Source organism: Humibacter sp., assembly GCF_051954055.1.
In the GTDB taxonomy this organism is placed as follows: Bacteria; Actinomycetota; Actinomycetes; order Actinomycetales; family Microbacteriaceae; genus Humibacter.
This window is the reverse complement of the sequence record NZ_JBQCIE010000073.1, coordinates 1-10,090: the sequence shown is the minus strand read 5'-3', so window position 1 is coordinate 10,090 and position 10,090 is coordinate 1. Positions and strand designations below refer to the sequence as shown.

Sequence of the window (10,090 nt, the reverse complement as noted above, 5' to 3'; positions counted from 1 at the left end):
GGGCCCTTTGGTTCCCCCCCCCCCCAACACCACCCCCCGGTAGTGGGCGCGTAATCTCCTGTTCGGGCGCGCCTCTCGGGCCTTATCCCGCGACCTGAACGGTGAGGGTGTGTCGTAACACGGCGCGAGCCCGGCGCCGCCACACGCGAGAATTGACCCACCATGGACTGGCAGACCTCCGAAGACACCGTGCCGTCGAGCTTCATCACCGACGCGCAGGCGCGATCGCTTCTCGGCAAGCCCCGCGCAACCGGCGCGTGGCGCGAGGGCGACCCGGTCGGTGAGCGCCGGTTCGCCCGCATCGGTGCGGTGTCGTTCGAGAGCGGCCGCACCATCTCGGGCGCCGTCGTGGCGTACGAGACGTGGGGCACGCTCGACGCGGATCGCGCCAACGCCGTGCTCGTGCTGCACGCGCTCACCGGGGACAGCCACGTCGTGGGCGATGCCGCGCCGGGGCATCCGACCTCCGGCTGGTGGAACGGCGTCGTGGGGCCGGGACTCGCCGTCGACACCGACAGGTGGTTCGTGGTGGCCCCGAACATGATCGGCGGATGTCAGGGGTCGACGGGGCCGGCATCCCTCGCCCCCGACGGCCTGGAGTGGGGCCCGCGCTTTCCGTTCACGACCATCCGCGATCAGGTGAACGCCCAGGCCGCGCTGGCCGACGAGCTCGGCATCGACCGGTGGGCCGCCGTGATCGGCGGCTCGATGGGCGGCATGCAGTCGCTGGAGTGGGCGGTCAGCTTTCCTGAGCGCATGGAACGGGTCGCGGTGATCGCCGCTCCCCCGTTCTCCACGGCGGACCAGATCGCGCTCAACTCCGTGCAGATCGAGGCGATCCGCACCGATCCACTGTTCCGCGCCGGCCGATACTACGACGCGGACGACGGCGACGGCCCGCACGCGGGACTCGCCCTGGCGCGGCGCATGGCGCTGCTGAACTACCGAAGCGCGAACGAGCTCAACGAACGCTTCGCGCGCAGCTGGCAGAGCGGCATCAGCCCGCTCGGCGCCGGCGGACGCTTCGCCGTCGAGTCGTACCTCGACTTCCACGGCAACAAGTTCACGAGACGCTTCGACGCCAACAGCTACATCACCGTCGTGAACGCGATGACCTCGCACGACATCGGGCGCGGTAGGGGCGGAGTGGATGCCGCGCTCGCCACGGTCACCGCACGCTCTCTCGTGCTCGGCATCGACAGTGACCGCCTGTACACGGTCGACGGCCAGCGGATCATCGCGGCCGGGCTGCAGAACAGCATCCACGGCGCGCATCCCATCGTCATCCACTCGCCGTTCGGGCACGACGCATTCCTCATCGAGGACGACCTCATCGGGCCGCCTCTGCAGCGCTTGCTGGAGTCCTGAGCGGGTCACCGCCTTCCGCCGCGTCGTCCGCTCATCCACAGGGCGAGTCGACAGATCCTCGGGTGTCCTAATCTGTCTGTAGCACGCCCGGCCGCGCAACGGGCGCAGCCGGGCGCGACGCATCTCGGGTCGCACCGCCACCGGAGGATCGATGACGCGAACCGTCGAAGAACGCGACCGTATGCTGGGGTTCGCGTCGAGCACGGCGAGCGGCCTCACCGCGTCCGTCGCACTCGTGTGCGCGCTCGTTCCCGGCGCGCTGGGGAACATCGAGGACGAGGCGTGCCTGGTCGCGCTCTGCCTCCTCATCGTCGCGGCCGCGTTCGCGATGCGAAGGCGCACATCGCCGATCCCCGTCGTCGTCACCCTCGCCGCCTCCGTCATCGGGATCGTCGTCGTCGGACTGGACGGCGCTGCCGACGGACTGGCCGCGACCGCCGTGGTCTCCATGCTCGGTGCAGCATCCGCCAGCAGCGCGCTGCTCCTCGGCGCCGAGCCCCGCAGGCGCGTCATCCTCGGCATCGGGTACGTCATCGTCGTCGCGGTGCTCGTGCCGACTCTGCTGACGATCAAAGGCCAACTCGTGACGGCCCTGCTCATCACCACGGCCAGCTGGGCGTTCTGCACCGGCATCTCCGTCTGGGTGGCCCGCATCGTGCCGCAGACGGTCGAACGCATCGAAGGCATGAGCGATGCATACCGCACCGAGCGGCAGGCGAGCGAGCTGGAGGCACGGCGCCGGCAGAGCGCGCGGCTGCTGCACGACACCGTGCTGGCAACGCTCACTCTTCTCGCACACTCCGGGCGCGGCGTCGGCGAGCAGGCGCTGCGTGCGCAGGCTGCGGAGGATGCCGTACTGCTGCGACAGCTGCGGCTCGGCTACACGCCGGATCCGGCGGCATCCGGTGACTATCGCCTGCGACAGGTTCAGGAGTCCACGCTCGGCAACACGCTCGAGACGGTCAAGCAGCGCTTCGAGCGGATGGGACTCGATGTCGCCTGGCACGGCACGGGCCACGTGCTGCTGCCCGCCGAGACCCTGGATGCCTTTCTGCTCGCCCTCGCCGAGTGCCTGGAGAACGTGCGAAGGCACTCCGGGGAGACGCAGGCGCACGTCACGATCACGGACGACGACGTGACCGTGAGGGCCATGGTCACGGACTCCGGCATCGGATTCGACATGGGTGCCGTCTCGCCAGGCCGTCTCGGGTTCACCGAGTCGATCGTCGCCAGGGTGCGCGACGTCGGCGGCAACGCCCGCCTCTTCAGCGCTCCCGGGTCGGGCACCACCGTGGTTCTGGAGGTGCCGAAGGCATGAGTACGCTCGACGCCCGCGCCACCCACGTCTACACGGGCGTCAGCCGCCTGCGGGTGGGCACCATGGTGATCGCCGACGTGCTGGTCGCCGCCTCCGTGCTGCGATTCCTCTCCTGGGGGAGCCAGTACGCGGTGATGGGCCTCGGCATCGCCGCCGTCTCTCTGCTCGTCGTGGTCGCCGTTCTGATGTGGATCGTGCCCGTCGCCGCCGAGGCGCAGGCCGAGCAGACCCGGTTCGCTGCGCTGATGGCAGCCTGCGCGATCGTCGTCGGGCTCGACCTCGCCGGAACGTTCGACCCGGGCGCCACGACCGCGCTTCCCGTGACGTGCATCGGGGTCGGCGGACTGATCGCCTCGGCAGTGACCACCAGGCCGCCGCGTGACATCCTGCTCGCCACCGGCGTCTTCGCCATCGTGCTGCTCGTCGTGCTCGGCCTGCAGGTGCGCGACCCGCAGGCCGTCGCGCCTCGTCTCGCGTTGGTGGCGATCTCCTGCGCGCCGCCGCTCGTGGGCGTCTCGCTGGTGCGGTCCTTCCGCTCGATAGTGCAGTTCCACTCCGAGATCGCCCAGACACAGAGCACGACGAGCAGCGACTATTCGGTCGGGATGCTCGCATCCGAGGAGCTCGAGCGGCTCGACTTCGCCGCCGAGCGGCTGCTCGACGACGTCGCGGCGGGGCGTGCGGAACTGCCGCTGGACCAGGCGACGGCGGCACGGGCATCCGCTCTGGCGACGCAGCTGCGTCTGCACCTCGTCGAGGATCGGAGGCAGACCTGGCTGCACCACGCCGTCACCGAGTCCGCCGTGCTCGACCCTGTGACGAGGATCGACGACCCGGACGGCCTCGCCGCGTCGCTCTCCTCGCGGCAACGCGACGGGCTGTTCTCCGCGATCTGGCTGCTGGTCGGGAGCACGACGAAGGCGACGTCGCTCCAGATCCACATCAGGCGGGGTGCGGATGCCGGGCCGCACGTGCACGGCCTGCAGATCCGGATCGAAGCCACGGGCATCCCACGACGGCAGATCGACCCGGCGGCGTGGCAAGCTATTCGCAGAGTGGGGCGATACACCGAGACCGGGCAGTCGGCTATGGTGCGCATTGAGGTGGACTGCCTTGTCGACGCGTCGGCCGATCGATGAGTGAAGTTCATCGGTGGGAGCGCGACGCACGAGCCGGAAGAAGGTAGTACAGGTGAAGCAAACCGAAGAAGGTCCGATCACGATCGCCATTGTCGACGATCACCGGATGCTCCTGGCCGCGCTCACCGAATGGATCAGGAGCGCCGCCGACGACATCGAGATGGTCGCCGCCGTCGCCACCTGGCCAGAACTGCTCACGCACGAGCGGTTCCCCGTCGATGTCGTTCTGCTCGACCTCGACCTCAAAGACAACATCCCCGTCTCGATCAAGCTGCAGGCCCTCAAGGCGGCGGGCGTGCGCACCATGCTGATGAGCGCATACTCCGACCCGAATGTGGTGCGAGAGGCACTCGCGGCCGGCGCTCAGGGGTACATCGTGAAGAGCGAGACGGCCGACATGATCGTCGAGGCCATCCGCACGGCCATGCGCGGGGACTCGTTCATCTCGGAGGAGCTCGACGTGGCCCTCAGCCAGACCACGACGGGCTCGCCGAAGCTGAGCGCTCAGGAGCGCCGCGTGATGGCGCTGTACGGCGCGGGCGAGCCGGTGAAGTCCGTCGCTTTCAAGCTCGGCATCTCCGACGAGACCGCGAAGAGCTACCTCAAGCGCATCCGGGAGAAGTACCGGGTCGCCGGCTTCGACGTCGGCACCAAGGTGGCTCTGCGCAAGCGCGCGATCCTCGACGGCATCCTGCTGCAGAACGACTGACGGGTCAGCGGTCCTGTGCCTTCAGGGCGGCCTCCAGCCGCTCCACCTTGCCGGTGAGCTCGCCCGTGTGGCCGGGACGGATGTCTGCCTTCAGCACCAGCGAGACGCGCGAGCCGAACGCGCCGACGGCATCCGTGGCGCGCTTGATCACATCGAAGACCTCGTCCCACTCGCCCTCGATGGTGGTGAACATCGAGTCGGTGCGGTTCGGGAGGCCTGACTCTCGCACGATGCGGACGGCGGCGGCGACGGCATCGTGCACCGAGTCGTCTTCAGTACCGGTGCCGCTGGGTGCGACGGAGAATGCGACGAGCATTGGTGTTTCCTTTCACTCGGTCTGACGAGGTCACTTGGCCTGGGACGTGTCGGGGAAGAGCTCCTCGACGGGCGGCGGCGCGGGCGAGGCATCCGTCGGCGGCACCGCTGCGCCGTCGGCGAGCGGCCACGACCCGGTGTCCGACGCCTCGGCGGCCGCCCGTGGGGGCGGCAGCCGGGCATCCCTCTTGCGGGCGCTTCCTGTGCGCCACAATGCGACAACCGCCCAGCCGAGCACCACGAACAGCATGATGTTGCGCGCGGTGACGGCCGCGATCATCCAGGCGTTGAGGTCGAGCACCTGCAGGTACAGGTACGGATAGAACAGCTGGGTCAGTGCCGCCGTCACCCCGACGAGCACCGCCGGTGTCAGGAAGCGCCTGCCCGCCGTCAGGATGCCGAGGATGACCGGCACCGCCAGCCAGTCGATGTATTGCGGCGAACCCACCTTGTTGAACGCGATGAGCGCCGTGACGATCGCCAGAGACAGCTGGGGCAGCACGAGGGCGGTCGGCGCTTTACGCACGACGGCGCGCACCCCGATCAGGGTGATGACGATCACGGCGATCGCGAGGGCGAGCGTCATGGCCGCGCTCGTCGCGGTGATCCAGCGGCTGCCGGTCACCTGGAAGGTCAGCAGCTGCTGGTCGTAGTAGACGATGACGCCTGGCGCGTGCAGCGCCGCCGCCCAGAGCCAGGGCGCACTGACCGGCGCCTCGATCTGGAGACCGCGACCGGTCTGCTGCGTCACGAAGCTGAACAGGTCGGATGCCCCACCGAACGCGATGGCGACGATGGAGATCACGACACTCGTGATGACCACGTAGCCGAACACGAGCCAGCGCCGTCGCATCGCGACCACGGCGGCCAGCACGATGCCGGCGGGCCACACCTTGATCCACATCGCCACCGCCAGCAGCACGGATGCCACGCGCGGCCTCGCCGCGAGCCACACCACCGCGACGATGGCGACCGGCACCGAAACGGCATCCAGCCGTCCGACGGCGATCGGCCCGAGCAGAAGCAGGAACGCGAGCCACCACCAGGCCGCGTTGAGAGCACGACGGCGGCCGCGGGCGGTCAGAACGGCGAAGGCGACCACGTCGAAGATCGTCACCATCGCGAGCCACGCGACGACGTAGTTGCCGGCTCCCGCGACGAGCGGGATGAGCACAGGGACCATGGCCAGAAGCGGGTACACCCACGGCGCGGTCACTCCCATGAACGCGTACCCGTGCTCGGCCAGCTGCGCCCACGGCAGGTACACGATGGTGACGTCGCCGAGGGGCATGCCGTCGCCGAACAGGGCGAGCAGCCACAGCACGACGTGAACGAACAGGAACGCGGCCCAGAGCGCGTACACGTTGCCCCGGATCAGCAGCAGCGCCCTCACGCGCGGGGAGGGACTTGCGCCCGCTCGCTCGTCGCTCGGCGCCTCGTCAGCGGCGTGGCCTGCGGCATCGGTCGCGGTGTCGGTCGCCATAGTGATTCATGCTATCGATCGGAGGTGTGCCGGCCCCGCGGCTCTCCTCCGCGCAGTGCCCGCCCGACGACAGACGGCATGGCCTCGGCGAGGTCGAGCGACATGAGCGGTCCGCCGTCGTGTGCGCCGGTCGCCGCCTTCGCGGCGGCGCCGTGCAGCGCCGCGGCGGTCGCGGCCAACGCCGCGAGTGCTTGGTGTCCGTCGCGGGCTATGGCTTCAGCGTGGGTCGCGACGAGAGCGCCGAGGATGCCGCCCAGCACGTCCCCGCTTCCCGCTGTCGCCAGCCATCCGGCCGCGGGTCCGGTCGAGACGTCGATCGGCTCCCCGCCCGGAGCAACCACGTGCGTCACGTGTCCTTTCAGCAGCACCGTGGCGCCGGTGGCCTCTGCTGCGCGCACGGCCCAGGCGCGGGCATCCTTTGCGATCTCGTCGGCGGATGTCGCCACACCGTGAGCGTCAAGCACCCTTGCGAGCTCGCGGTAGTGCGGGGTGATCACGACGGGACCGGCGGCCGAGCCGATCAGGTCGAGTGCGCCGGCGTCGACGACGGCGGGCAACTCCTGCTCCAGTGCGGAGTGCAGCCGGTGCGTGTTGGCGCGGTCGCGGTGCGCGGCATCCATTCCCGAGCCGAGGAGCCACGCCTGCACGCGGCCTGGCGCGGTCACCGTCTCCGGCCGGCGTTGCAGCACGAGACGTGCAGGCACGTCGTCGCCGACGTACCGCACCATCCCGACGCCGGTCCGGGATGCCGCCTCAACCCCCAGTACCGCGGCTCCCGGGTATTCGTCAGAGCCTGTCACGACGCCGAGGACGCCCCTGCTGTACTTGTCGTCGTGCACGCCGGGCACGGCGATCCACTGCCTGCAGTCCTTCAGCGACCAGCGCGCCTCCGACACCGATCCCCCGTCGTCGCTCATCCCTTCACGATAGGTTGGCAGGCGTTTGACATGCACCCCAAGGAGAGCCGAGTGTCATGCGAGCTCGCTCGCATGACCGAGGCCGACGCCGGGGTTGAGGCGCGTAGCGCCGATCACACCCAAGGAGGCCCGAGTGTCCCTTTCCCTTCCCGGCCGAGCGGTCATCTTCGACTACGGCGAGGTCATCTCCCTCACGCCGACCGAGGCCGACAGGGAGGCGCTCATCGAGATCGCCGGCGTCGACCGCGACGCGTTCTGGGCGTCGTACTGGAAGCATCGCGCCGAGCTCGACCAGGGAACCCTGAGCATCCACGACTACTGGCGACGGGTCGAGGCCGACACCGGCGCGCGCTGGTCGGAGAGCACACTGCATCTGCTCTGGGTGACGGACTTCCGTGGTTGGCTCAGCGTCGACACCGGCACCATCGACGTGCTCGTCGACCTGCGTGACGGCGGAACGCGCCTCGCCCTGCTGTCGAATGCCGGCGCCGACTTCGGCAGCTACTTCAGGCAAGGGCTCATCGGATCGCTGTTCGAGCGCGTGTTCGTCTCGGGCGAGCTGCTCCTCGTGAAGCCGGACGCCGCCATCTTCCAGCACGCACTCGACGAGCTGGGCGTCAAGGCGGCCGACGCTGTGTTCATCGACAACAAGCCGGAGAATGTGGCGGGCGCGGAGGCGCTCGGCATCACCGGCCACGTCTTCACGAGCGCGAGCGGTCTGCGCGCGTTCCTCGAGTCGCTCGCCTAGGGCGCGCGGTGCCCGGCCTGTTCGATCCGATCGAGGTGCGTGGAACGCGACTGCGCAACCGCATCTTCACCGCGCCGATGTGTCAGTACTCGGCCATGGGCCGCGACGGGATCCCGACGTCGTGGCACCTGGTGCACCTCGGTTCGATCGCGGCGGGCGGCAGTTCCCTGGTGGTCGCCGAGGCGACAGCGGTGACGCCCGAGGGGCGCATCTCCGACCGCGACACCGGCATCTGGAACGACGAGCAGGCGGATGCCTGGCGCCCTATCGCGGAGTTCGTGGCGTCGCAGGGTGCCGTGCCGGGCATCCAGTTGGCGCACGCCGGCCGCAAGGGTTCGACGTGGGCGCCATGGGGTGAACCCGAGGACCGGCAGGGCAGCATTCCGGCCGAGCTGGGCGGATGGCCGACGCTCGCACCGTCCGGCGTCCCGTACGAGGGCCTTGCGGTGCCGCACGCGTTGGATCTCGAGGGCATCGACCGCATCGTCGACGCGTTCACCCAGGCGGCGCGGCGGGCCGTCGCGGCAGGATTCGGCATGGTGGAGATCCACGCCGCCCACGGCTATCTGCTGCACGAGTTCCTCTCCCCCGTGAGCAACCTGCGCACGGATGCCTACGGCGGCAGCCTCGAGAACCGCGCCCGCCTTCTGCTGCGCGTGGTGGCATCCGTGCGCGAGGCCATCGGCGACCTGCCGCTCTTCGTGCGGTTCTCCGCGAGCGACTGGGCGCCGACCGGATGGAATGTGGATGCCTGCGCCACCGTCGCCCGCTGGTGCGCGGATGCCGGTGCCGACCTCTTCGACATCTCCTCCGGGGGCAACGTGCCGGCGAGCATCCCGGTACGTCCTGGCTACCAGGTACCGTTCGCGGCTCGTATCAAGGAGCTCACCGGCCTGCCCGTCTCGGCGGTCGGGATCATCACGGAGTCGCAGCAGGCATCCGAGGTGGTCGCCTCGGGTCACGCAGATGCGGTCTCGCTCGCCAGGGAGCTGCTGCGCGACCCGCATTTCCCGCTGCGTGCGGCGCACGAGCTCGGCGTCGACATCGATTACTGGCCCGGCCAGTACCTGCGGGCGCGCTGGCGCTGACGGTGGCGATGACGGGTATAACCGGGTTATACTCGACGCATGAAGACCGCCATCTCGGTGCCGGACCGCGTGTCCGATCGCGTCGAACGCCGGGCGAAGGAGCTCGGAATGAGCCGATCGGAGTTCTACTCACGTGCCGCAGAGAGCTACCTCGGTGAGTTGGACCGCGACGACCTCACCGCTCGGATGAATGCCGCGATAGCGGCTTCGGGGGCGGCAGTCGAGCAGGAACAGAGCGAATCAGCGCGGTTCGGCCTGTCAACACTCGCCGCGCAAACAGCAAACGACGACTGGTCTGTCAACGACCCACGACACTGAGATGAACATCTTGCGATGATCGCCAAGGGTGAGATCTACTGGGTCGACTTCGGCGCGCCATCCGGCAGCGCTCTGGCCAAGCGGCGCCCCGCGCTCGTCGTTCAGGGAGATCACGTGAACCGCTCCAACCTGTCTACCGTCGTCGTCGCAGCGATTTCGTCGAACACGGCTCTCGCCGGCCATCCCGGAAACGTCTTTCTGCCCGCAGCAACGACTGGGTTACCTCGAGACTCGGTCGTCAACGTCACCGCGCTCGCGACGGTTGACAAGGACGTGCTGTCCGAAAGAGTTGCCTCCCTACCGCCATATCTTCAGTCCGACGTCGACAAGGGCATTCGCCTCATCCTCGATCTCTGAACGACCGCGCCGTCAGCGCTCGATCACCTCGACCGTCGAAGCGAGTCGCGACACAGTGGCCGCATCCGCATGTACGGCACCGAGCCCCTTCGTGCCGACCGCGATGGCGCCCGCTGCCGCCGCTTCGGCGAGCGCGACGGGAACGGTCGCGCCACGGGCGAGAGCGAGCAGAAGGCCGGCCGTGTACGCGTCGCCTGCGCCCTCCGTGTCGACCACGTCGCGCACCTCGGCCGTGCCGACGTCGAACCAGTGCTCGCCGTCCTCGTCGACGTGCACTGCAACGCTGCCGAGTCCCCCGCGGGTGCACACCGCGAGTTCGGCGCCCTCGGC

12 protein-coding genes are annotated in these 10,090 nt (G+C 69.2%); 8 read left to right on the top strand and 4 right to left on the bottom strand.

Going from position 1 to position 10,090, the window contains the following annotated elements; translation table 11 throughout:
- Nucleotides 1-162 precede the first annotated feature (162 nt).
- The 4 genes from metX to ACTHNC_RS08370 all read left to right on the top strand — a co-directional run bounded on the left by metX (nucleotide 163) and on the right by ACTHNC_RS08370 (nucleotide 4,534).
- The gene (gene metX / locus ACTHNC_RS08385) at nucleotides 163-1,368 is read left to right on the top strand and encodes a homoserine O-acetyltransferase MetX (RefSeq protein ID WP_440294145.1); all 1,206 of its coding nucleotides are present in this window, start codon (nucleotides 163-165) and stop codon (nucleotides 1,366-1,368) included.
- Nucleotides 1,369-1,519: 151 nt separating this feature from the next.
- The gene (locus tag ACTHNC_RS08380; RefSeq protein WP_440294144.1) at nucleotides 1,520-2,686 is read left to right on the top strand and encodes a sensor histidine kinase; all 1,167 of its coding nucleotides are present in this window, start codon (nucleotides 1,520-1,522) and stop codon (nucleotides 2,684-2,686) included.
- A complete protein-coding gene (locus tag ACTHNC_RS08375) occupies nucleotides 2,683-3,825 on the top strand; it encodes a hypothetical protein (RefSeq protein ID WP_440294143.1) in 1,143 nt (380 codons plus the stop codon). The genes ACTHNC_RS08380 and ACTHNC_RS08375 overlap by 4 nt, the downstream gene beginning before the upstream one ends.
- A 52-nt stretch (nucleotides 3,826-3,877) precedes the next feature.
- Complete coding sequence (locus ACTHNC_RS08370) at nucleotides 3,878-4,534, top strand: response regulator (protein ID WP_440294142.1); 657 nt, start codon at nucleotides 3,878-3,880, stop codon at nucleotides 4,532-4,534.
- A gap of 4 nt (nucleotides 4,535-4,538) precedes the next feature.
- Here the strand turns inward: ACTHNC_RS08370 and ACTHNC_RS08365 are convergent, their stop codons facing one another.
- From ACTHNC_RS08365 to ACTHNC_RS08355, 3 genes are read right to left on the bottom strand one after another with little or no spacing between them, the layout of a single operon-like run.
- Nucleotides 4,539-4,850 carry a thiamine-binding protein gene (locus ACTHNC_RS08365; RefSeq protein ID WP_440294141.1) on the bottom strand — a complete coding sequence of 104 codons (312 nt, stop codon included), beginning with the start codon at nucleotides 4,848-4,850 and terminating at the stop codon, nucleotides 4,539-4,541.
- Between the two features lie 30 nt (nucleotides 4,851-4,880).
- Nucleotides 4,881-6,332, bottom strand: a complete 1,452-nt coding sequence (locus ACTHNC_RS08360; protein WP_440294140.1) for a hypothetical protein — start codon at nucleotides 6,330-6,332, stop codon at nucleotides 4,881-4,883.
- 11 nt (nucleotides 6,333-6,343) lie between these two features.
- Nucleotides 6,344-7,249: an ADP-dependent NAD(P)H-hydrate dehydratase gene (locus ACTHNC_RS08355; RefSeq protein WP_440294139.1), complete on the bottom strand. Its 906-nt coding sequence runs from the start codon at nucleotides 7,247-7,249 to the stop codon at nucleotides 6,344-6,346.
- Between the two features lie 133 nt (nucleotides 7,250-7,382).
- Here ACTHNC_RS08355 and ACTHNC_RS08350 point away from each other — a divergent pair, with 133 nt between their 5' ends.
- Genes ACTHNC_RS08350 through ACTHNC_RS08335 form a run of 4 tightly spaced genes read left to right on the top strand, consistent with a single transcriptional unit; the run spans nucleotide 7,383 to nucleotide 9,760 of the window.
- Complete coding sequence (locus ACTHNC_RS08350; protein WP_440294138.1) at nucleotides 7,383-7,997, top strand: HAD family hydrolase; 615 nt, start codon at nucleotides 7,383-7,385, stop codon at nucleotides 7,995-7,997.
- An 8-nt stretch (nucleotides 7,998-8,005) separates the two neighbouring features.
- Entirely contained in the window at nucleotides 8,006-9,085 is a 1,080-nt protein-coding gene (locus tag ACTHNC_RS08345) for an NADH:flavin oxidoreductase/NADH oxidase (RefSeq protein ID WP_440294137.1), read from the top strand.
- Between the two features lie 39 nt (nucleotides 9,086-9,124).
- The gene (locus tag ACTHNC_RS08340) at nucleotides 9,125-9,403 is read left to right on the top strand and encodes a hypothetical protein (protein WP_440294136.1); all 279 of its coding nucleotides are present in this window, start codon (nucleotides 9,125-9,127) and stop codon (nucleotides 9,401-9,403) included.
- Nucleotides 9,404-9,418: 15 nt separating this feature from the next.
- Nucleotides 9,419-9,760, top strand: coding sequence for a type II toxin-antitoxin system PemK/MazF family toxin (locus tag ACTHNC_RS08335; protein WP_440294135.1), 342 nt, complete (start codon nucleotides 9,419-9,421; stop codon nucleotides 9,758-9,760).
- Nucleotides 9,761-9,772: 12 nt separating this feature from the next.
- Here the strand turns inward: ACTHNC_RS08335 and ACTHNC_RS08330 are convergent.
- Nucleotides 9,773-10,090, bottom strand: a 318-nt coding sequence (locus tag ACTHNC_RS08330) for a PfkB family carbohydrate kinase (protein ID WP_440294134.1), incomplete at its 5' end; no start/stop codon positions are given.

Excerpts from the sequence above, each read along its gene's own strand:
- metX (WP_440294145.1), top strand. The coding sequence starts at position 163 with ATGGACTGGCAGACCTCCGAAGACACCGTGCCGTCGAGCTTCATCACC.
- ACTHNC_RS08380 (WP_440294144.1), top strand. The coding sequence starts at position 1,520 with ATGACGCGAACCGTCGAAGAACGCGACCGTATGCTGGGGTTCGCGTCG.
- ACTHNC_RS08375 (WP_440294143.1), top strand. The coding sequence starts at position 2,683 with ATGAGTACGCTCGACGCCCGCGCCACCCACGTCTACACGGGCGTCAGC.
- ACTHNC_RS08365 (WP_440294141.1), bottom strand. The coding sequence starts at position 4,850 with ATGCTCGTCGCATTCTCCGTCGCACCCAGCGGCACCGGTACTGAAGAC.
- ACTHNC_RS08360 (WP_440294140.1), bottom strand. The coding sequence starts at position 6,332 with ATGGCGACCGACACCGCGACCGATGCCGCAGGCCACGCCGCTGACGAG.
- ACTHNC_RS08355 (WP_440294139.1), bottom strand. The coding sequence starts at position 7,249 with ATGAGCGACGACGGGGGATCGGTGTCGGAGGCGCGCTGGTCGCTGAAG.
- ACTHNC_RS08340 (WP_440294136.1), top strand. The coding sequence starts at position 9,125 with ATGAAGACCGCCATCTCGGTGCCGGACCGCGTGTCCGATCGCGTCGAA.
- ACTHNC_RS08335 (WP_440294135.1), top strand. The coding sequence starts at position 9,419 with ATGATCGCCAAGGGTGAGATCTACTGGGTCGACTTCGGCGCGCCATCC.